Raw genomic sequence first — 22670 nt, 5'->3', positions numbered from 1 at the left:
TAGATTTTAGATTGTTGATTTTAGATTAAAAATCCATTCTTTGTTTTTAGATGTTCGATTTTAATGTGATGAAAATTATCTCATTATCAAATTGACACATTTTCTAATTAATTCTTTTGTTTGTAAGCACTTATCGTGCTGTATTTCTCTAGTTTATATCTTTTTTCAATAAGCGAAAAAACTTTTTCCTTAAAGATAAATCCTAAAACTCCAGCTCCGGCAACTAAAGCCAATGCAACAGTTTTATCAGCAAAATGAAGTCCAAGCCAATACAATAATAATGGCAAAAATATCTTTGGTAATGAAAGCAGCATCGCGCTGGCATTAAATGCTTTTTTATCTCCAAAAGCCCCACCGGCATTGCTCAAATCAATTGGTGTTTTAGTAAATGCACCACCCAAAAGAACTAAATGAGAATTAACTCCAATATTATAAATTGCACCAACAACTATTGTTAAGTACACTTCCCAACCATACAAAAGATAAAATGAAGCGATTATTGTTGATATAAAAGTCGCGATAACGATCAGCCACCATTTTGAAGTAATGTAACCACGATACGGAATATTTTGTGTCATCATTAATTGGTAGTACGAACTATCCCAACTTGGTACAAATTGTCCGAAAACAAATAAAAACCCACCTGATACAAATATTCCCGCAAAAATATGCATTGCCTCTGGCTGATGTGTGTTTCCAAAAAAGATCAATCCATAAAACAAAAAGACCACACTCATAACAATAGTCGTTTTAGATCTTTTATTTCTTCGGATTAATTTGATGTCATTTTTAAGAAACGTTCCCAGTGTTCCAAATTGATTTAACCAAACCAAATTTTCAGTTTTTGCAACATCTTCTTTTTTAGAAAGTCCAGCGTCCAAAAACAAATTATTCTTAAAATACTTAAACGTAAATTGATACAATCCTATCAACACCAAAATTGGAATTAAAAATAATCCCTTTTGCGCATACAATCCCTGAAAAAAAGGTGTTGTAAAAATGGTAATGTCAAATAATTTATAATATTGTGCCCCTCCTAAACCAATTGCAAGGCCAATAAAAACAACAAACAGTTTGTCAATATTACTTAGAATAATATTCAAAAAATTGTTGATATATATTAAAGAGAAAATAGCCACAAGCCACATTACGATTCCAATAACATCATAACCTTCTAATACCAGCACGATCGAAAAAGGTACAAAGAAGAGTGCGTGAACCCAGTTAAAAAAAGACAATGCTGTTTTTCCTAGCGAAAAGTGAACGATCGTTGGTTTTTTGAAAGGTAAAACCAATAACGGTTTGATGTTTAATACCGGGATTGACTGCATCAGTAAACGAATCACCAAATCAAACAGAAAATAATAGAGCAAAAATTTATTGATGGTTACTAAAGGCTCAAGGTTCATTTTTTTTAATATATAAAATGCTCCAACTCCTGCTCCAATAAAAATTAGCGAAAAATAAATCATTAAAAAACCTAGTAAAATTTTCATTGCCAGGTTTGCTCCAAATGAAGCCGATCTTGTAAAGGCTTTCCATTCGAGGTAAATAAACTTTTTAATCATGGTTAATTGGTTTTGAGTTTTGTAGTAAGAGATCAAATGTAAGAAAACGTTACAAAAAAAGTTAAAAATAATCGTTTAGTGTCTGTGAATTAACCGCCGTTTGCTACTTTTGCATAAAATATACAATCATGCCTTCATTCTTAAAACTGATAATTAAAGAGGTAAAACGTGAAACTAACGATGCTGTTTCTGTACTTTTTAATGTTCCTGAGGAACTAAAACCAGACTATAAATTTATTGCGGGACAATATATAAATTTAAAATTAACACTTGACAATCAAGAGATTAGACGTGCTTATTCTATTTGCTCCGCGCCAGAAAGCGGTGAATTGAGAATTGCTGTAAAAGCGGTTAAAAACGGTTTATTTTCTCAATTTGCTAATACAAAATTGAAAGCCGGAGATGTCCTTGAAGTAGGTCATCCTGAGGGAAAATTTACCTTTGAACCGGATGCTGAAAGACAAAAAAATTATGCTGCTTTTGTAGCAGGAAGCGGAATTACTCCAGTTCTTTCTATTATAAAATCGGTTTTAAAAAGCGAGCCAAAAAGTTCATTTGTATTGGTTTACGGAAATAGAACGCCCGAAGAAACTATCTTTCACCAGGAATTACACGATTTACAACTTAAATATGTTGGACGCTTCTTTGTACATTATGTGTATAGTCAGGCTAAAGCCGAAAATGCATTGTTTGGAAGAATCGAAAAATCGGCAGTAAATTTTGTGTTGAATAATAAACATAAAGAACTTCAATTCGACAAGTTCTTCCTATGCGGGCCAGAAGAAATGATCAACACCGTTTCTGGTATTTTGAAAGAGAAAAACGTAAAAGATTCGGCTATTAAGTTTGAACTTTTTACTTCTTCATCTCAGGAACATGAAATCAAAACTTCGCTCGAAGGACATACAAAAATTACCGTTTTAGTTGATGATGACGAAGTTTCTTTCGAAATGTCTCAAAAACAAACTATACTGGATGCAGCTTTAAAACAAGGAATTGACGCTCCTTATTCTTGCCAGGGCGGAATTTGCAGCAGCTGTTTGGCTCGTGTAACTTCTGGAACTGCAGAAATGACAAAAAATTCTATTTTAACAGATAAAGAAATTGCTTCAGGATTAATTTTAACCTGTCAGGCACACCCAACATCAGAATCTATTTATGTAGATTATGATGATGTTTAGAATCTGAAAATTCCAATAAAAAAAATCCAAATCCCAATTGTAAAGTTGGAATTTGGATTTTTTTATAGAAGAACTTATCTAAACTTTAATTTAAAAGCTGAGCTTCTATTTTAGCAATTATTTTCTCTGGAGAAATACTTCTAATCGCGTCCTCATACCCTTCTACAATCTTATTTCCGTAAACAGACGTTGGTAACTTTGGATATTGATTTCTGTCTGAAGTCAAAGTATTTTCTAAACTTTGATTGAATGGTAAAAATCCTGCGTATGGATGTGTTGCTCCCCAAAGGGTAATAACTTTTATGCCCAGCATTGCTGCGATATGTGCGTTTCCTGAATCCATAGAGAGCATGACATCAAGATTGCTTATGAGTTGTAATTCCTGCTGAAATTTAATTTTTCCAGCCATATTAATTACATTTTCAAATGGTTTTGAAAGTGAATCTAATACTTCCATTTCTTTCTTTCCTCCCCCAAAAAGCAATATTTTATGGTTTGGATTTTGTGCCAAAGTTGAAATAACTTCGGTCATTAAATCTATCGGATACACTTTCGAATCATATTGCGCAAAAGGCGCAATTCCGATTAATTTTTGACTTTCATTGCCAATGATTTCCAAAACAGCTGTGTCCAATTTTGCCTTTTCAGGAAATTCAGGTTGAGATAAGTTTAAAGGAAAACCTAGTTCTTCAAACACTTTAACATGTCTTTCGAACATCGTTGGCAATTGTTTAAAAATCTTATTTTCAGAACGTGTCAATTCTTTTTTCCCCTCTCTTCCTTTATCAACAGTTGCTCTTTTTTTTCCGCTTAAAGCGAAAAGCAAACTCACAACCTTAGATCTTAAAACATTATGAAGATCTGCAAAAGCATCAATTTTGAATTTTTTGACATCTCTATATAATCTTAAAAGCCCTGGAAAACCTTTATGTCTTTCTTTTTCATCAAAAGCAAAAAAATCAAGATTCGGAATTCCGTCAAAAAAAGGTTTAAAAAAAGGACGGGAAATTACTGTTAGTTTAACTTCTGGATACTGTTTTACAAAGGCGCGTAAAACAGGAACCGTCATGGCGACATCTCCCATTGCGGATAGTCTCATGACGGCTATATGCTTAATTTTATTGGACAATTCTGCCAATTATTTTTTATTTTGATATAAAACAGGATTCAAATCATCGTCGTTGTACATTTTCATTTGTTTGTACACCTTCATAAATTTATCCCCATTTTCAATGTCAGTCAATAAGTCTTCAATTGCTGTAGACAAATCGCTTCTTTGCTCCAAAAGAATATTTAATTTTTCCTGACATTTATCTCTATGCTCTTGTGAAGCCTCTGCACGAGTAGCTTCTTCATGCATATGATAGATTTTCAACGCTAAAATTGATAATCTGTCAAAAGCCCATGCCGGACTTTCAGAATTGATTTTTGCACCATCTTTTGCTTGTACAGTACTATATTTTTGCAAAAAGTAGCTGTCGATATATTCAACCATATCCGTACGTTCCTGGTTTGAAGCATCGATTCTTCTTTTTAAAGTCAAAGCTGCAACCGGATCAATTTGTGGATCACGAATGATATCTTCAAAATGCCATTGAACAGTGTCAATCCAGTTTTTTAGATATAATAAATGTTCAAATTTATCCTTCGGATACGGATTATTTATAGGCTGATCAACGTTATCAAACTGGTGATAATCTTTGATACTTTGTTCGAAAACAGAATAAGCTAATTTTGAAAACATGTCTTTAATTATTAGAGAGACAAAGATACTTTTTATACTTTTATAGTGTGAAAAAAACGATTGTTTTTTCATTTTAGTATCGCAAATCATTGATAATTCTAAAAACTCCTCATGAAAATTCATTATATATCTGAAAACAATAGCATATTAAACCACTTTTTAGGTCAAATCAGAAATGTAAATGTTCAGAACGACAGTATGCGTTTTCGCAGAAATATCGAACGAATTGGCGAAATTATGGCCTATGAATTAAGCAAAAATTTGTCTTATAAAAATGTGGAAATAGAGACACCGCTTGGCATTAAAAAAACGACAGAGATAGAAAGTGATTTGGTTTTATGTTCTATTTTAAGAGCGGGATTACCGCTTCATAATGGTTTTTTAAATTATTTTGATCATGCTGAAAACAGCTTTGTTTCGGCCTGCAGATATCATCCGAATAACGATCATGAATTTGAAATTAGAGTTGAATATCAAGCGCTTTCAGACTTAAATGATAAAACAGTTTTGCTTCTGGACCCCATGCTGGCAACAGGACAATCTATTGTAGCTGTTCATGAAAAATTAGTTCAGAACGCAGTTCCAAAAGAAATTCATATTGTAGTGGTTATTGCTGCTCCGGAGGGAGTGGCCTATCTTGAACAAAATCTTCCTGACAATTGTCATTTATGGGTTGCCGCCTTAGACGAAAAATTAAATGAGAAAAATTACATTGTTCCCGGACTGGGTGATGCCGGTGATCTTGCTTATGGAAGTAAATTATAATTGAGAGAAAAACGTAAATAAACTACAGCAAATAAGTACGTAAAACACAATTTCGTTGTTTAATTTTTGCTGTACATATTCAACATGACTTGCTGCCATAATCGTTAATGGCGTAATGCTAAAGATCAATAAATCATTACTTTTATTCGGCGAAAGAATAAAAACAAAGACAGCGATAAAAAAACAGGCCACCACTTTTTTATATGATGTGTGTACAATTTGAGGTCTGTTTGATAAGGTTGTCAGCATCGAAACTACAAAAAATAATGCTACAGCAACATATATTGAAAGTGCTCCGTTTTCGTAATTGTTCTTAAAATAATCAATCCTTAAATCAATTACTGCTCGTTTTTCAAAAAATTCAATGACATTAAAATGAAAAATTAAAGAGACCAATAAAAAGATGATTGCGACCGCCAGCAGTGCCACAAAGGGCAAAACCCAGTTTCTGTAATCTCTCGAAACGTGAAAAACAATTGATATAAAAACTAAAATAAGGAAAAGAATACACCAAAATTGAAACAAAGACGCTACTAAAATCCAAAAAGAAGCATCAAATATTTTTTCTTTTGAGGCCTTTAGTGACTGAAGTGAAATCAATCTTCGAAGCGCTAATAACAGAAAAAAGTTGGCGTAGATAACGTTTGGATTATTAAATATCGTGGGGAAAAATAAGATAAATAATAAATAGAAAAATATCGAATATCCGTTGTCTTTACTGAGTCCGTTCTTTTTAACGATAAAGTTTATCAGAAAAAAAGAAGCCGAAATAAAGCATAATAAACTTATTTTTTGAAACGCCAAAAAATAAGAACTCATCCATGATGGTTCCTGAATTTGAAACAGAAAAAAGAAAACCAGTATTAAAATTACGACCAAAGAATAATTTAATGGTGTAGATTTTTTAAAAACACTTGTTATCATAAGGATATTTTATACTTTTGTGATTGTAAATATAATACTTGTTTAAAAGGAAAAACCCAACAAGTTGAAAAAAGATTCTATTATCTGAATTTTGTCTTCAATGCGTTACAAAACAATAAATAACATATAATTTTATAAATTATGACAGCTTTTTTTGAAGGAATACAATACTTATTCGTTAACATTTTATTTGCTCCACTAGACTTTTTACGTCGTTTGGAACTTGTAACTTGGTTTGGTGCAAACACAATTAACTGGATTTTTATGATCATCTGTTCATGCGCAATCGTTTATTGGATTAAACAATTACGCATTTTTGATGACGCTGGAACAGAAAACCAAGATACTACAGCTCACTCTTTTTTAAAGTAAGTCGAAGCCGATATCTTTTCTAAAATACATCTTATCAAAGCTTAGTTTATCTATGTTTTGGTAAGATTTTTTTATGGCCTGTTGAAAATCGTCTCCATATGATGTTACAGTCAGTACACGTCCTCCATTACTAACGACATTTTCGTTATCTAATTTTGTCCCCGCGTGAAAAACGATAGAATCTGTAATATTTTCTAATCCTGTAATTACTTTTCCTTTTTCAAAATCTTCAGGATATCCACCAGAAACAACCATAATTGTAGTCGCACTTCTTGGGTCAACTTCTAATTCGAAAGTGTCTAACTTTTGATCTGCCACAGACTGAAACAATGCTACTAAATCAGATTTTAATCGTGGCACCACAACCTCAGTTTCAGGATCACCCATTCTTACATTGTATTCAATAACGATTGGTTCATTTTTTACATTGATCAAACCAATAAATACAAATCCTTTATATTCGATTCCGTCTTTTTGAAAACCTTCGATTGTTGGTTTTACGATGCGGGTTTCAATTTTCTCCATCAAAACAGCATCAACATAAGGAACTGGAGAAACTGCTCCCATTCCACCTGTATTTAATCCTGTATCTCCTTCACCAATTCTCTTGTAATCTTTTGCTGTTGGAAGGATTTTATAGCTTTTTCCGTCAGTCAAAACGAAACAGCTTAATTCGATTCCGTCCAAAAATTCTTCGATAACAACCTTTGAACTTGCTGCTCCAAATTTTTCATGAACCAACATATTTCTTAATTCCGTTTTAGCTTCTTCAAGATCGTGAATAATCAAAACTCCTTTTCCAGCTGCTAATCCATCTGCTTTTAAAACGTATGGAGGTTGTAAAGTTTCAAGAAATGCACATCCATTTTCAACAGTTTCGGCAGTAAAACTATCATAAGCTGCTGTTGGAATGTTGTGTTTCATTAGGAATTCTTTAGCGAATTCTTTACTTCCTTCTAGTTGAGCACCCAATTTTGATGGCCCGATTACCGGAATATGATTTAAACTTTCGTCGTTTTTAAAATAATCGTAAATACCTTTTACCAACGGATCTTCAGGTCCAACGACTACCATTTTTACATTTTCTTTTAGAACAAATGCTTTTATGGCATCAAAATCGGTTGGAGACATTGCAACGTTTGTAGCAATTCCAGCCGTTCCTGCATTTCCTGGTGCAACAAAAAGTTTTTCGCAAAGCGGACTCTGAATCATTTTCCACGCAAAAGCATGCTCTCTTCCGCCTGATCCCAATAATAAAATTGTCATGGTATAGTTGTATTTAGTTGTGGTGCAAAAATAATTGCTTTTACACGTAAAAAATAATTAAATCTTAAAAAGTTCGTGATTCTTCTCTGTTAGTAGTTCGTAAATATTATTTTTGATGAAAATTAATCCTCCAAAATGATTTCTCTTTTCGATATTTCGCTTCAAATAAATGGTTTTCCAATAAAGAAAGCTAAAGCCGAATTGGACCGAATTGTGAATTTATCTGAAGAAGATTATGCCGTTTACCTTCAAAATAAAAAAGAAGAAATTGTTGCTTTTCATTTACAAAACAATTCTTTTTACCAAGAATTAGTTGGAAATAAAACCGCTCCAAAATGGGAAAATTTACCCATTTTGAACAAACAAAATCTGCAAAAACCACTCGCAGAAAGACTTTCAAAAGGGTACACTTTAAAGAATGTTTACCTCAACAAAACTTCCGGATCTAGTGGAACTCCTTTTGTTTTTGCCAAAGATAAATATTCGCATGCGTTAACCTGGGCTTCTAATATTATGCGTTTTGGCTGGTTCGGAATTGATTTTAATCACTCGTATCAGGCTCGTTTTTACGGAATTCCGATGGATTTTGTTGGATATCAAAAAGAACGTCTTAAAGATTTTTTAAGCAGGCGTTTTCGTTTTCCGGTTTTCGATTTATCTGATGAAGTTCTGGAAAAATTTCTACAGAAATTCAAAATCAAAAAATTCGATTACCTCAACGGTTACACGAGTTCTATTGTTTTATTTTCGAAATATTTAGAACAAAAGAATATTATTCTAAGAGATATCTGTCCGACCTTAAAAGCTTGTTTTGTTACTTCGGAAATGCTTTTTGAATCGGATAAAAAACTTTTGGAAAAACAATTCGGCATTCCGATTATCAATGAATACGGTGCCTCAGAATTGGATTTGATTGCTTTTGAAAACCCAAAAGGCGAATGGCAAGTTAATGCCGAAACGCTTTTTGTTGAGATTTTAGATGAAAATAATAATGTTCTCCCTTACGGGGAAGAAGGCCGAATTGTGATTACTTCTTTATTCAATAAAGCGAATCCTTTTATAAGATATGAAATTGGCGACATTGGAATTTTAGATGAAAAAAGCACACCACAAAAACCAATTCTAAAGAAATTAATTGGAAGAACAAATGATGTAGCGATTTTGCCAAGCGGAAAAAAATCACCAGGATTGACCTTTTATTATGTAACCAAAAGTATAATTGAAGACGATGGAAATGTCAAAGAATTTATCATCAAACAAACCAGATTAGATACTTTCGAGATTGAATATGTTTCTGAAAAAGAATTAGATTCAGAACAAATTCAAAAGATAGATGAAGCGATTTCATTATATCTTGAACCAAATTTAAACTTCAGTTTTACCAGAAAAAAGGTTTTAGAAAGAACCAATCGCGGAAAATTAAAGCAATTCAAATCTTACTTATAATATAAATAAAATCTTACATTTGTTTTTGCTAATAAAAACTTATGGACAATCAATCTTTACTTTCAGAAGAAACTATTTCAAACAAAATATATTTTATCCGCGGTCAAAAAGTGATGCTTGATACTGACTTGGCATCTCTTTACGAAGTAGAAACAAAGGTTTTAAAACAAGCTGTAAAACGAAATATATCAAGATTTCCTGAAGATTTCATGTTTGAACTTAATAAAATAGAATATGATTCTTTAAGGTCACAAATTGTGACCTTAAAGAAAGGACGAGGAGAACATCAAAAATATTTACCTTTTGCTTTTACAGAACATGGTATTTTAATGCTCTCAAGCATATTAAAAAGTGATAAAGCCATCCAAACCAATATTCAAATTATGCGTATTTTCACGAAAGTGAGACAAATGCTTTTAGATACAACTGAAATCAAAGTTGATATTCTTCAGATTCAAAAGAAATTGGAGAATCATGATAAAAATATTGAATTGGTTTTCTCTTATTTGGATGAATTGACTGAGAAAAAGGAAAACGAAAGCGAGAGAGTGAAAATTGGATATAAAAAATAATTGGAGGTTGCAAATTGAGACCTCCAATTCTAAATCTGATTTTCTAGGGTCACAAATTGTGACCTAAAAGAATTAAATCGTAATCTTGATGTCACAATTTGTGACATCAAGATTTAATAAAATATATCAAAATCTTCAAGGTCGCAAATTGCGACCTTGAAGAAAACTAAATCTTCTTTATGTATCGAGGTTTTATAATCAACTGTGTGAATAAAAAGCGCATCATCAACAAAACAGAAAACATAAAATTAAAACCATGAAATTCTCTGTAAACCCCAAAATTGTGTTTGATCAATTTAAATTTTGATGATGAAATAGAATCTTTTCTAATTCTATAAAAGGCTAAAGGTTCTGGAACTGGCTTTGTAAGCTGAATTTGTTTTAAAATCGTGAGCCATAAACGCCAATCTTGCCTTTTTTGTGTGGCTTCAATTACAATTTTACCAAAATAATCAACGTCGTAAATGGCGGTTAAATTGCCAACGTAATTGCAAAAAAACAGTTCGTCGTAAGTTAAATTTATCGGTGCTTCTACTCTTCTGTTTAGAGAGTTTCCTTCTTCGTCAATACAATCATAAAAACTAAAAGTGAACGGTAAAGTATTGGTTTTTAAAAACCCGATCTGTTTTTCTAATTTATTCGCAAACCACAAATCATCAGCATCTAAATAAGCAATATATTTTCCGACTGCTTTTTCTAAAGCTATATTACGGGCAAAGCCATTTCCTGAATTTTTTTCTAATTTAAACAGTTTTATTCTACTGTCTTTCTCAGCAAAATCAGCAATAATATTTACAGTTTTATCCGTGGAAGCATCATCAACCAAAATCATTTCCCAGTTTTGGTACGTTTGATTTTGAACTGATTTTAAAGTTTCTGTAATAAACTTTTCAGCATTGTAAGTTGGCGTTATAATAGAAACTAATTCACTCATTAACGCTCGAGATTATTTTATATAACTTGAAAAATCTTTGTGTTCTTCTTTTGAAAGTTCTTCTTTTGAAAGTGATCTGAAATAATCATACGTAATTTTCATTCCTTCAGAACGGCTTACTTTGGCTTCCCAACCTAATAATTCCTTTGCTTTTGTTGTGTCTGGCTGACGTTGTAACGGGTCATTTATTGGTAATGGATGATACACTACTTTTTGATTGGTTCCGGTCAATTTGATGATTTCCTCAGCAAAATCCTTAATTGTGATTTCGTCCGGATTTCCAATGTTTACCGGATAAACATAATCAGAATGTAATAATCTAAAAATACCTTCTACCTGATCGTCTACATAACAAAAAGAACGTGTCTGCAGACCATCTCCAAAAATTGTTAAATCTTCTCCGCGCAAAGCTTGTCCAATAAAAGCCGGAATTACACGTCCGTCGTTCAGTCGCATTCTTGGGCCATACGTATTAAAAATACGCACGATTCTGGTTTCTACACCATGAAAGGTATGGTAAGCCATTGTGATCGATTCCTGAAAACGTTTGGCTTCGTCGTAAACCCCGCGAGGACCAATTGTATTTACGTTTCCGTAATATTCTTCCGTTTGAGGATGAACTAACGGATCTCCATAAACTTCAGAGGTTGATGCAATTAAAATTCTTGCTTTTTTAACTCTTGCTAATCCCAACAAATTATGCGTTCCTAATGATCCTACTTTTAAAGTCTGAATCGGAATTTTCAAATAATCTATTGGACTGGCCGGTGAAGCAAAATGCAAAATATAATCTAAATCACCAGGAACGTGAACAAACTTGGTAATATCGTGATGATAAAATTCAAAATTTTCTAACTTAAATAAATGTTCAATATTTTTAAGATCCCCCGTAATCAGGTTGTCCATTCCAATAACAAAATAGCCTTCTTTAATAAATCGGTCACATAAATGCGATCCTAAAAATCCGGCTGCTCCGGTAATAAGTATTCTTTTCATAATTGATTTTATTGAACATTTTTGAGTTTCATTTGCCATAAAACCCAAGATAGAAGCACAAATGTAATAAAATATCTTTCCTTAAATTACAGATGAAAGTATATCTAAAAAAGAAGTTTGCATTTTTCAGATAATTATTAAACCCATTTATCTATTTTTACCCCCAATTAAATCCATTGTTTTGAAAGTTGTACATATTATTGAAGCTCTAGGTGGCGGAGTTTATACATATTTTAGAGATTTATCGACTTTCTTTGGAGATGATGAAATAAACAAAAACATAGAAACCACTATTATTTATAGTGGGAATCGAAAAGAAATTGATGCTCAAAAAATTAAATCTGAATTTTCAGATGGTGTCAAACTTGTCCAGATTAATATGGTTCGGGAGTTCTCTCCTTTTCAGGATTTAAAATCTGCTTTTCAATTAGCGAAAGAAATCAAAAAAATAAATCCGGATGTAATTCATCTTCATTCTTCAAAAGCGGGTGTTTTGGGTCGGATTGCCTATTTTTTCTTATTCAGGAAAAAGAAATTATTTTATACTCCGCATGGGTATTCTTTTTTAAGAACAGATATTTCAAATACTATGCGAAATATTTATTGGGGAATTGAAAAAAACTTTCAACGTTTTTTTGGAGGAATAATTGTCGCTTGTGGTGATACAGAACTTGAAATTGCGAAAGGAATTGGAAAAGCCAAATTAGTTCGAAATGGTATTGATATCACAAATGTTCAGCAACACTATGCACCTCATCAAAACGAAAAGCTAACTATCGGGATTATGGCCAGAATTACAGCTGCCAGAAACCCTGAAGTGTTCAATCAAATTGCTTTAAAATTCCCTGATTTTAATTTTGTATGGATTGGTGATGGTGAATTAAGGCCTTTAATTACAGCTCCAAACATTAGAATTACAGGTTGGATTTTAGATCGAAAAACGGTTTTGAAAGAACTAAATAATATTGATATTTATATCCAGATTTCTCTTTGGGAAGGATTGCCAATTGCCGTTCTTGAAGCGATGGCATTACAAAAGCCTGTTATTGCTACCAATATTATTGGAAATAAAGATGCTGTTCTACATAACGAAACAGGCTTTCTATTTACTGATATAAATGAACTGGAAAGCTATTTTGAAATTCTAAAAGATCCCAAAACAAGAGATGTTTTTGGAAAAAATTCTTTAGCAAGATGTCGTAATCTGTTTGATAAAAATCAAAATTTTAAACAATTGCTGGCGCTTTACAAAGAGTAGTTTTCTGCTGTAGCCAATAACTTCCAAAAATAGAAAACCATAATCCGCTAAAGGCAATTCCGTCAAAGCGGAGTAAAAAATCATCGGTTAAATTTGAGGTTAAAAAGATTAGGAAAAATGAAAGTATCATCGCGTTTTTTAAATCATAACCTAAGTAACCAATTGTGAAAATATAAAGAAAAACCACTAACGGCCCGAGAATACCAAACTTCAATAAAAAATCGAGAAACTGATTGTGCGTCGGAAATTCATATTTAGCTAAAAATTGCTGATTGGTTGCTTTATAATATTTATTTAATTCCGGTTTTCCATCTGAAGCACCAACTCCAAAAGGAAGATTCTTTACAGACAATTCCCAAGCCGATTTCCAGATGGAAACTCTTGTTACCAAAGAATTAAAAACCTTAATTTCAGGATGATCAATTTCATCTAATTTCCCTACTTTATCCATATAAGCAAATGTTGTTGTCGAATATTTTTCCTTCATATAGGGATCTTTCTGAACGAAGAAAAATATAATTGCAGTTACCAAAACAACAACTGTAACTGCAGTTAAAACAATATTTTTTATATTGACTCTCGAGTTAATTTCACAAAATAAAACAATGAGAAATCCTGCTAAAACATTCATTAACGCCATTCTCGTGTTTACAAAAAGAACAAAGAAAAACGAAAGCAGAAAAACAATTGCGCAGGCAATTTTATAGCGTGTTTTTTCATGATTTCTGAAACTATCAAAAACAAAATACAGCGCACAAACCGATACAAATGCCAGATGCATATTCAATGCCGGAGCATGAATTCCAATACTGTCTGCAAACTGATATCCCATTTCCCATAAATGAATTCCGTTTAGATACTTATTCATCAATTCAGCACTAATAATATTAAATCTGATAAAGAAAAATAACATGATTAAAGTTGTGGCAATCACATAAGTCTTAGCTATTTTTATAAAGTTTACCTGGTGATAATTTCCAATAATAAACAAAGGAAAAATCAACAATGAAGTACTTTTTTCGATTGCTTTTAGTCCTTTTGCAAAAGAATCATTGTTCCAAAACATCAGCAATTCTAATAAAATTGGCGAAGCTATACAGGCTATTAAAATCAATGACGTTTTACTGTATTTTAATTTTTTAAGGAAAATCAAATTAAATACGGCAAACAAAATAATCAGTACTGAACATGGTTTTCTGAAAATCATCGCAATGGCGATTAAACACAAAAAAACATGAAATATTTTATTGAAGTTCTTTTCGGAAATGTTCATAGTATAATGCAAAATAAATTAATGGAAAAACGCCGATTTTATGTCGAATAGATGATCCCAGATCAGGCTCAAAAACACCCTGAAGGATAAAGAAAGAAAACAAAATGAACATAATTAAAAGTTCATAATTGTATTTTTTCCTTTCTCTTAAACATTTTGAAAATCGGACTAAAAGAATATAAAACAATAATAATTGCCAGATTACGAAAACAATAATTTGAGGAGATAGTATGTGTTTTAAACCGTTTACCGGGACATTCACTGTAAAAAATCCATAAAAAATAGCTATAATTTCTCCGTACCAGGTATCTGGTTTTACGGGAGGAATAATTATTGAATTTGCATCAGACGCTCCTATTCGAGCTTTATTTACAACTTCGCGGCTCATTTCAGAAAAATATTCTCCTTTTAGTATTCCGTAACTTAGCGATAAAAAAAACACAATCAAAAGGCCATAAAAAATGGTACTTATAGTTTTATTTTTAAAATTAATAAAACTAACCCAATACATACCTCCTGCAATAATAGGAATCAAAGCAAAATAGGGTCTATATAAAGCGCCAAAAAGTATTAATAACCCAAACGTTATAATTACGGTATTTTTAAATAAGAATTGCTTATTTCGATACATAAACACTATTGGTGCAACAAACAAGAATGTGATAAATTCTTTTGAAGGCATCCCAATATAAATAGCGATCATAAAAATTCCCAAATAAACTAAAATGTTCTTCACCGTTAATTTTTCGAAATCTCGCGGAATTCCAATTTTATATAAGATATAAATCAAAATTGGAAACTGTAAAAGTGCAATTAATGGAAACGGTAAATAACGTAAAAGTGTGATTTTATAGAATAAAATTGTAAGCGGATAACTTCCAAAATACCCTATTTCATTATATTTATCATAGGCGATAATAGCTGCATCATAAAAAAAACGCGGTGGTAAAATATAAAAAGATAACAAGGCCACAACAAGATTTGCCATCGCAATCAGCAAAAATGCCAGTGTGCTTTTGTTGACCGTTCTTTTCATTATTCTAATATCGTTTTGTACAAAAGTATGTGTTTATTAACCATAAAATCAATATCAAATTGTTCCGCTCTCCTTTTTCCTGAATTTACAATACTCTCATAAAAATCTCTTTCATCAATTAATTTTTTAATAAAAAAAGCAAGTTCTTCAGCGTTTTCTTTTTCAAACAAAATACCAGCATCCTTTACATTTATCATTCCAGGAACATCTGAACTTATAAAAGGTATTCCTGCTGCCATACTTTCAATTGCAACCAAACTAAATCCTTCACCATTTGTACTTAAAATAGATATATCTGCTGTTTTTAAAAGTTGTGGTACATCTGTTCTGTTTCCTAAAAAAAGAACTTTATCTGTCAAGTTAAGATCATTTGCAAAATCTATACAACTTACTTTTAAAGGTCCGTCACCAACAAATACAAGCTTCACATTGTCTGGTAAGTATTTTAAAGCTTTTATTGCTGTTTGCTGATCCTTATGCTTATTAAAACTAGCAATTTGTATTATCAAGATATCCTGATCTGTAAATAAACCGGAAATCATTTTTTTACCATAAGGCTGTGCATCATAGATCTTTTGCAACTGAACACCATTTTGAATTATTAAAAATTTAGATTTCGTCTCTTTCAAATGTTTAATTATAATTTGATATACATCAGTTGTAATGCAAACAATCTTATCATAAAATTTATATATAAACCGATCTAATATGCTTAATAAATAATTTTTTATCCGTGGGTTTGTTGTACTGTGTTCTGTTACAATTATTTTTATTTTAGAGAAAGAAAGTATTTTAGCCATCACAATCCAATACTGCGAAGGAAATAAATGAACATGCGCGATATCATATTTTCTAAGAAAAGGAATCATTCTAAAAACATGAAAAGGATTATAAACGAATGTTCCTAAAGCGTAAATTTTACAACAATTACTCCCTTTTAAAGTTTCTAAAAAAGGAGTCTTTTTTCCGTTTAGAAGCAATAGATCTACTTCAATTCCTTTTTTATTGTAAAGTGGAATTGTTTCTAAAAGCAACTTTTCAGCTCCGCCTGTTTCTAAACTATTAATTACTTGCAGTACTCTCATTTCTAGATTAATTCAAAAAAACTTTTATTTTATCCTTCCGATAAACAACTACTGCCACTGCAACATTCCAGAAAAAAGAACTCGAAACAAAAGCAATCGCTGCTCCTGTCATTCCGTAGTCCGGAATTAAAAATCGATTTAAGACAAAATTAAGTACAACGGCAATAATCAAAATAATCTGAAAAATATGTTGTCTTCCTGTCATATTCAAATAAACGGATGCTGAACCAAATGCAGAACAAATTCCCTGACCGATAACTAAAATTAAAAATGCTTCTTTGGCCGCCACATACTGATGCCCAAAAAAAGATAAAATATATTCTGAAAAAATGCTGATTAAAATAATTACCGGAAGGGTGATTCCGAAAATTAAACGGGCACAATTTTTTACAATTTTTGTTAATTCTGACTTATTCTGACTTGCAAAATATTCCGAAATTTTAGCCGAAACCGTAATGTTTATCGTTAAAATTACAACTGAAATAATCGTCATTAACTTGACTCCAACCGAATAAAAAGCAACTGTTTCATCATTTCGATATTTTTTCAGAAACATAATATCAAAACACATTAATAAAAACAAGGCCATACCGCTAATTGCAATGGGATAGGATTTTAAGAAGACTTCTTTATGCGAAAATCCTTCTACAGATTTTACCGTGGTAGTATTATTGAAATAACTAAAAACTAAAATGGTGCTAATTAAAGCAAGAAATACAAATCCGATTAAAAAAACATCAACCAAATAGGTTTCTTTATGCCAATAAAATAAAGCTATTGAACCCAATATCAGCGGAATATATTTGATGACATTTCTAAATAATTCTGCTATATATAATTTATCCAAAGCTCTTATTACTTCAATATTTAAAGTTGACAATCCGTAAAAAAATAACGTTACAGATCCTTTTAAAAAGATGGAATACACTTCAGTATCACCAAAATAAGTATTGATTACTTTGTCATCAATCACCAAAATTATAATCAAGCCCAGGACAGAAGTCGATAAAAGCATTGCGATCATCTTCAGATAGATTTTTCTTAGCTCTTCGAGTGCATTCAGGCTTGCTAATTTTCCTTTAAAATATAATATGGACTGATCAAAACCCAACAAACAAATCGTTCCTACAGCTAAAAGAAAGGATCTTGCAAAATCATATTGTCCCACTAATTTCGGGCTATAGGATTTTGTTAAAAACACAGTAAAACCAAATAACAAGAGAACTCCCAAAATTCTTAAAAACAAAGTATTAAAACTTTGCCTTAAAAATATATTTTGTGAAAGTCTCTCAAAGATAGAATTGGTTTTCACTTGTTTTAATGTTGATTTGCATTTGAGATTGCAAGTTGCTTACGATAAAATTTACGGAACAAACTCACCAAAACAAAAAGGAAAAGAAAGAAAATAGGCAACCAGATTTTAAAATGGCCATTTACCGTTTTGCTTTCATTGATGTTGAGAGTCGCATTAATTTCTTTGATCGTTTTATCAAAACTGATTAGTCTGAACCTGTTTTTCCCCTGTTCTGTAACTAACTTTTGTTTGGTTTTTATAATATCGTTTAATTGTAAATTCTCACTGTAATAAACCAGTTTTTCGTTCTTAGAATTGTTTTTTGCAGTACTCGAAAGTCCGTTTAAAACCTGATCGATTTGAGCAATTATAGTATCATTTTGAGCTATTTCACGTTGCAGGTTTTTGTATCCAATTTTTTGAATAGAATTAAAATAGGCCGAATTGTTCAGATATTTTAGCAACGGTTCGACTACATCTTTTTCACTTACCACTCCATTTGACACAAAAGAAATAGTATGATAGGTGTAATTTTTGCTTGTAACGTTGTCTTCTAAAACCTTTTTTACTTCGCCAACCTCAGCCATTAATTTAATAAGTTCAAAGTTTTGTTCTTTGTCTTCAATAAATTTATAAACGTCAGGAACAGGTTTAACTTCTATTTTTTTTATCAAATTTCGGCCTGAAGTTCCAAAAACATGATTTAAAAAATCAATATCTCCAGCAGCAATTTTAGATTGAATCAAATCGACTTTGGCATACAAATAATCAACACTTTCAAAGTTTGGCGTTACAACAATCTGATTATTGTATGATTTTTTATTAGAATCTAAATAAAATCCAAGTATAACACCAAGTACAACCAAAACCAGCACCACAATCCAGTTTCGAATAAAAAACTGAATCGCCTTAAAAATAGACCTGTTTATGCGATCAAAAAAACTACCAATGCTTCTTGAAAACTGAAAAATATCTATTTCCTGATCTGAATTTTGGGGTACTTTTGTACTCATTTATTGTTTTATTTTACGTTGAAAATTTGTTCCAAAATTTTAATGGTAATCAAATACGTTGGTTTTACGCCCGTCGTTCCTAATCCGCCTGAAGCCAATGTGCTTCCGGTTTCCAATGGATTATCCGAAGCGTAATACGCATAACGAACCTTAATATCGTGCGGTACACTTTTTCTAATTTTTGATGCTGACTGAATTGCTTTTTGATAGTAAGAACCTTCCATTTCAAGGCCAATTACACCCCAGGTTGATTCGTGGAAAAATTTCAACAAATCTCTGTTTTGCAACGACGTTCCTAAAACGGTAACCATCGCACCCTCAAAAACGGCAATGTCGTTTCCTTCAAACATAGCGCCTGTCAATTCATTTTCAAAGAAATAATTATCAGCCGTTCCTTCGTTTATATGAGCAGTTGGAATCATGATATCTCCCTTTCCACCTTCCAGAATTCCGGCTTTTCCCATAATCGAAACCGATCGTACATTCAACAAAGTTTCTTTTTTGTAAGGTTTCAAAAGCTCGTCGATCGTTTCGTATGCCTGTTCTCCAAAGGCATAATCCATTACAATAATAACCGGTGCAGCTTCGCCAATGTTAGCTTTTGGAAATCCGGTTTTTGCCCAGTCAATTTTAGCTGTGTCAAAAATCTGAACATCGATATTCGTTCCAGATGTATCCGGTAAGGAAATCATTCCGTTTTTTAATGCCAGTTCTTCAACTTGTGCTCTAATTTCTTTTGCACCCGACTTACTTAATTCTTCATAAATAAAGAAATCTGACTTGTCTTTGAATTTCGTTTTCAACAACGGTGTTGCAAAAATCGAATTCATAACACTATGCATGTTTGCACTGATCACGTGAATTGGACGTTTTAAAAGATTGTTAGTCTTTAAAACCTCCTTGATGTTCGTTGCCCAAATTTCTCCATGAATGTGGTGTCCTAAACGTTCTCTTAAAACCGGACTGAACGTAATTGTTCGTTTATTATTTTCAATTACTTCTTCAATGGCTAATTTTCCTAACCAATAAATAACATGTAGGAAACGATCCGGAGCATTTTCAGATCCGAAAGCATCATAAATATCCAACACTTCTTCAAATGTTCTTCCTAAAATATTGGCTACATGAGAAATTGCTTTTTCTTTTTCTATTAAAGCTAGTTTTTTAGTCTGCGTTACTGCTTGTTCCAGTTTTAGCCAATCGCGTGAAACTTCTCCACCGTCATCTAATAAAACTCTGTTTTTAATTTTATGTGATTCGATAAAAATAAAAGTCAAGTGCGTCAAAATATCGTAGATGTCTGAACGTCCACGTGTGATTTCAACATTCATTTGTTCTTCGTCGATTCTGTAACAGTTTCTTCTTCTTTTTGGAGGAACAATCGCCTGAAAATGTGATTTAGAATATCCTTCATCCGAAGTTAAATTGATGAAACGGCATTGTTCAATTCCTATCGGAAGTCTTTCTATAACGTATAATAATCCGTTTAATTCTACTTTTTCTTCGCCTATATTTCCGTAAATCTCAGGGCGTAATGCCAGTAATGATTCGCGTAAGCTATCGCCCGAAACTCCCATTGGTTTATAAAAACCACGGTTGAATAAATGGCGCATTGTAATGTACATTTTTTCAATAGCCGCAGATGATTCCTGCGCTCTTGATCTTGATATATGTTTAGTTTCTTTCATTCTTTTTTATTTTGTAAACTCAAATTTAAGCAAATACAAGGCATACCTTGTATCTACCACATAATTTTTTAAAAAATCATTTTTATTTATCTGCTCTTTTAAATTTATCTTTCGCCCAATTTACCGGATTTGAAACAATATAATCAGAAATTCTTTGATAATCATTATTGTTTCTAATGATATTGTCATAAAATAATTTTTGCCATTGATGCGGATATCCTAATCTATTAGCATGTTTGGTTACCGCAGATTTATATGACCCAATAATTGACGAAATGGTATTTTTTCCAATGTTTTGAAAACGTTGCGAACCTGGTTTTGGTAACAACGGCAACGGTAGTGATGACGGTAGAGACAGGGCATGCCCTGTCTCTACCTGCCCTGTCTCTACATTATCAACATCTATATTATCCGATTGTTTATCAATAATCAAAATTCCGTGAATATGATTTGGCATGACTACGAAATCACCCAATTCAACGTTTTTATGGTGTATTGGGATTTGATGCCACAATATATCAGCAATAATACCGACTTCTGACAAAACCATTTTATTATTTTGAATTTCTCCAAAATAATGTTCTCTGTCCTTTGTGCAAATTGTTATAAAATAGGCTCCGTTCCAACCATAATCCCACCATTGCGCCCTTATTGAAGAAATACGGTATCTATTTTGAAACTTTCCCTGACTCATTAATTTTAATAATTCTGCATCCTATTCATAAGGATGATAATGCTTTAACTTTGGAAATATTATCTAAAGTTATTTCAAATTATCTGCAATCTTTCTGTCATTAGATAACCTCGGCGTTTTATTCTGTCCCCCCAATTTTCCTTGCGATTTCATATACTCCTGAAAACCATTTTTAGAAACTTTGGTTACCACCACTTTTCTTAAAACACTTCCGGTAATCAAATCGTCATAATAAATATTTTGCTTTCTCATAGAGCTGTCAATTGCTTCTGCGAAAACTTCCATATTCTCCGGTTCGGTTTCGAATTCTACAAACCATTCATGATACGGCAATCCGCTTGACGGATTAATTTGTGGCGCTACTGTAAATTCGTTGATAACAATTTTGGTTCCTGCAGTGGCTTCTTTCATAGCATTTTCGACTTCATTTGCAATGACATGTTCTCCAAATGCAGAAATATAATGTTTGATTCGGCCTGAAACTATCACACGATGCGGATACAAAGAAGTAAACTGTACTGTGTCACCAATATTATAACGCCAAAGTCCTGCATTTGTAGAAATGATTAAAGCATAATTTACGCCAACCTCAACTTCTCCAATAGTATAACTTTTTGGATTTGGTTCGAAAAATTCATCTGCTTTAATAAACTCGTAGAAAATTCCAGAATTCAATAACAGCAGCATTCCTTTTGCTTTTTGAGAATCCTGATAAGCAAAAAATCCTTCAGAAGCCGGAAACAATTCGATACTATCGACTTTTCTTCCAATCATATTTTCGAACTTCGCGCGATAGGGTTCGTAATTTACTCCTCCATAAATAAACAAATTAAAGTTCCTGAATAATTCGCTGATTTTTTTGCCGCCGCTTTTCTCCTGCAAACGCTCAAAATACATTTGAACCCAAGACGGAATTCCGGAAATTATCGTCATATCCTGCTCGATGGTTTCCTCAACAATCGCATCGATTTTGGTTTCCCAATCTTCAATACAATTTGTTTCCCAAGAAGGCATTCGGTTTTTTTGGAGATACTTCGGAACAAAATGTGCTCCAATTCCGGAAAGTCTTCCAAATTTGATTCCGTATTTTTCAACTAGAATGGGACTTCCTTGCAGGAAAATCATTTTTCCATCTACAAAATCAGCATTTCCGGTTTCGTATATATAATGCAGAATGGCATTTCGCGAAGCCTCAATATGAAATGGCATTGATTCTTTCGTAAGCGGAATATATTTTGCTCCGGAAGTTGTTCCTGAAGTTTTAGCAAAATAAAGCGGTTTACCTTTCCACAGAATATTCTTTTCGCCCATTCGAACTTTGTCGATATAAGGTTTCAAGTCTTCGTAATCGCGAATTGGTACACGTTTCTTAAAATCATGAACCGTTTTTATTTTATCAAAATGATGATCAACGCCAAACTGAGTTTCTTTCGCGCTGTTTATTAAACCCTTAAAAACCTCTTGTTGCGTTTCAACAGGTTTATTGGCCCAAGCCTTTGTTTGATAATATATTTTGCTGGCAAATAATTTTGCTGCTACAGATTTAATCGACATTTTTTAT

Annotated in this window: 21 protein-coding genes; 6 read left to right on the top strand and 15 right to left on the bottom strand. The window is 32.3% G+C overall.

All coding sequences use genetic code 11. The features are described from left to right. Window positions 1-107: 107 nt before the first annotated feature. Window positions 108-1568: a DUF5687 family protein gene (locus BUA98_RS02340; RefSeq protein WP_072970044.1), complete on the bottom strand. Its 1461-nt coding sequence runs from the start codon at window positions 1566-1568 to the stop codon at window positions 108-110. 128 nt (window positions 1569-1696) lie between these two features. Here BUA98_RS02340 and BUA98_RS02335 point away from each other — a divergent pair, with 128 nt between their 5' ends. Then, window positions 1697-2749, top strand: coding sequence for a ferredoxin--NADP reductase (locus BUA98_RS02335; RefSeq protein ID WP_072970043.1), 1053 nt, complete (start codon window positions 1697-1699; stop codon window positions 2747-2749). Between the two features lie 85 nt (window positions 2750-2834). On the opposite strand, the gene BUA98_RS02330 is transcribed toward BUA98_RS02335, so the two are convergent. Together BUA98_RS02330 and BUA98_RS02325 are read right to left on the bottom strand one after the other, a co-directional pair. Beyond that, window positions 2835-3848, bottom strand: a complete 1014-nt coding sequence (locus BUA98_RS02330; RefSeq protein WP_072970572.1) for a glycosyltransferase family 9 protein — start codon at window positions 3846-3848, stop codon at window positions 2835-2837. A gap of 39 nt (window positions 3849-3887) precedes the next feature. Continuing rightward, window positions 3888-4493 (bottom strand): DUF4254 domain-containing protein, encoded by a 606-nt coding sequence (locus tag BUA98_RS02325; protein WP_072970571.1) that lies wholly within the window; start codon window positions 4491-4493, stop codon window positions 3888-3890. 111 nt (window positions 4494-4604) lie between these two features. Here BUA98_RS02325 and upp point away from each other — a divergent pair, with 111 nt between their 5' ends. Then, on the top strand, window positions 4605-5258 hold the full coding sequence (upp, locus tag BUA98_RS02320; RefSeq protein ID WP_072970042.1) for a uracil phosphoribosyltransferase: 654 nt from the start codon (window positions 4605-4607) through the stop codon (window positions 5256-5258). On the opposite strand, the gene BUA98_RS02315 is transcribed toward upp, so the two are convergent. Continuing rightward, window positions 5253-6182, bottom strand: a complete 930-nt coding sequence (locus BUA98_RS02315; protein ID WP_072970041.1) for a DUF6427 family protein — start codon at window positions 6180-6182, stop codon at window positions 5253-5255. The two genes, upp and BUA98_RS02315, sit on opposite strands and share 6 nt — an antisense overlap. 141 nt (window positions 6183-6323) lie before the next feature. Between BUA98_RS02315 and BUA98_RS02310 the strand changes: the two genes are divergently transcribed. Beyond that, on the top strand, window positions 6324-6554 hold the full coding sequence (locus BUA98_RS02310; RefSeq protein WP_017496855.1) for a DUF6341 family protein: 231 nt from the start codon (window positions 6324-6326) through the stop codon (window positions 6552-6554). Here BUA98_RS02310 and purD read toward each other — a convergent pair. Continuing rightward, window positions 6546-7820 carry a phosphoribosylamine--glycine ligase gene (purD, locus tag BUA98_RS02305; RefSeq protein WP_072970040.1) on the bottom strand — a complete coding sequence of 425 codons (1275 nt, stop codon included), beginning with the start codon at window positions 7818-7820 and terminating at the stop codon, window positions 6546-6548. The two genes, BUA98_RS02310 and purD, sit on opposite strands and share 9 nt — an antisense overlap. Before the next feature lie 135 nt (window positions 7821-7955). On the opposite strand from purD, the gene BUA98_RS02300 reads away from it, so the two are divergent. Next, a complete protein-coding gene (locus tag BUA98_RS02300) occupies window positions 7956-9266 on the top strand; it encodes a phenylacetate--CoA ligase family protein (RefSeq protein ID WP_072970039.1) in 1311 nt (436 codons plus the stop codon). A 41-nt stretch (window positions 9267-9307) separates the two neighbouring features. Further along, window positions 9308-9838, top strand: a complete 531-nt coding sequence (locus BUA98_RS02295; protein WP_072970038.1) for an ORF6N domain-containing protein — start codon at window positions 9308-9310, stop codon at window positions 9836-9838. A 166-nt stretch (window positions 9839-10004) separates the two neighbouring features. Here the strand turns inward: BUA98_RS02295 and BUA98_RS02290 are convergent, their stop codons facing one another. Further along, window positions 10005-10772: a glycosyltransferase family 2 protein gene (locus BUA98_RS02290; protein ID WP_072970037.1), complete on the bottom strand. Its 768-nt coding sequence runs from the start codon at window positions 10770-10772 to the stop codon at window positions 10005-10007. A gap of 12 nt (window positions 10773-10784) precedes the next feature. Continuing rightward, window positions 10785-11768 (bottom strand): UDP-glucuronic acid decarboxylase family protein, encoded by a 984-nt coding sequence (locus BUA98_RS02285; protein WP_072970570.1) that lies wholly within the window; start codon window positions 11766-11768, stop codon window positions 10785-10787. Between the two features lie 181 nt (window positions 11769-11949). On the opposite strand from BUA98_RS02285, the gene BUA98_RS02280 reads away from it, so the two are divergent. Continuing rightward, window positions 11950-13026, top strand: coding sequence for a glycosyltransferase (locus BUA98_RS02280; protein ID WP_072970036.1), 1077 nt, complete (start codon window positions 11950-11952; stop codon window positions 13024-13026). Here BUA98_RS02280 and BUA98_RS02275 read toward each other — a convergent pair. The 8 genes from BUA98_RS02275 to BUA98_RS02240 form a co-directional block, all read right to left on the bottom strand. After that, window positions 12995-14233 (bottom strand): O-antigen ligase family protein, encoded by a 1239-nt coding sequence (locus tag BUA98_RS02275; protein WP_244279162.1) that lies wholly within the window; start codon window positions 14231-14233, stop codon window positions 12995-12997. The genes BUA98_RS02280 and BUA98_RS02275 overlap by 32 nt on opposite strands. Window positions 14234-14270: 37 nt before the next feature. Continuing rightward, a complete protein-coding gene (locus tag BUA98_RS02270; protein WP_072970034.1) occupies window positions 14271-15335 on the bottom strand; it encodes a hypothetical protein in 1065 nt (354 codons plus the stop codon). Continuing rightward, window positions 15335-16420 (bottom strand): glycosyltransferase, encoded by a 1086-nt coding sequence (locus BUA98_RS02265; protein WP_072970033.1) that lies wholly within the window; start codon window positions 16418-16420, stop codon window positions 15335-15337. Before BUA98_RS02265 ends, BUA98_RS02270 begins: the two co-directional genes overlap by 1 nt. A gap of 7 nt (window positions 16421-16427) precedes the next feature. Further along, on the bottom strand, window positions 16428-17732 hold the full coding sequence (locus BUA98_RS02260; RefSeq protein ID WP_072970032.1) for an MATE family efflux transporter: 1305 nt from the start codon (window positions 17730-17732) through the stop codon (window positions 16428-16430). Window positions 17733-17737: 5 nt separating this feature from the next. Then, window positions 17738-18727, bottom strand: coding sequence for a hypothetical protein (locus tag BUA98_RS02255; RefSeq protein ID WP_072970031.1), 990 nt, complete (start codon window positions 18725-18727; stop codon window positions 17738-17740). An 8-nt stretch (window positions 18728-18735) separates the two neighbouring features. Beyond that, entirely contained in the window at window positions 18736-20415 is a 1680-nt protein-coding gene (locus BUA98_RS02250) for a DUF6909 family protein (RefSeq protein ID WP_072970030.1), read from the bottom strand. Window positions 20416-20497: 82 nt separating this feature from the next. Further along, window positions 20498-21109: a transposase gene (locus BUA98_RS02245; RefSeq protein ID WP_072970029.1), complete on the bottom strand. Its 612-nt coding sequence runs from the start codon at window positions 21107-21109 to the stop codon at window positions 20498-20500. Between the two features lie 69 nt (window positions 21110-21178). After that, a complete protein-coding gene (locus BUA98_RS02240) occupies window positions 21179-22663 on the bottom strand; it encodes a GH3 auxin-responsive promoter family protein (RefSeq protein ID WP_072970028.1) in 1485 nt (494 codons plus the stop codon). Window positions 22664-22670: the final 7 nt, after the last annotated feature.

This window comes from Flavobacterium saccharophilum (assembly GCF_900142735.1).
GTDB lineage: Bacteria > Bacteroidota > Bacteroidia > Flavobacteriales > Flavobacteriaceae > Flavobacterium > Flavobacterium saccharophilum.
This window is presented reverse-complemented; position numbering and strand designations above follow the sequence as displayed.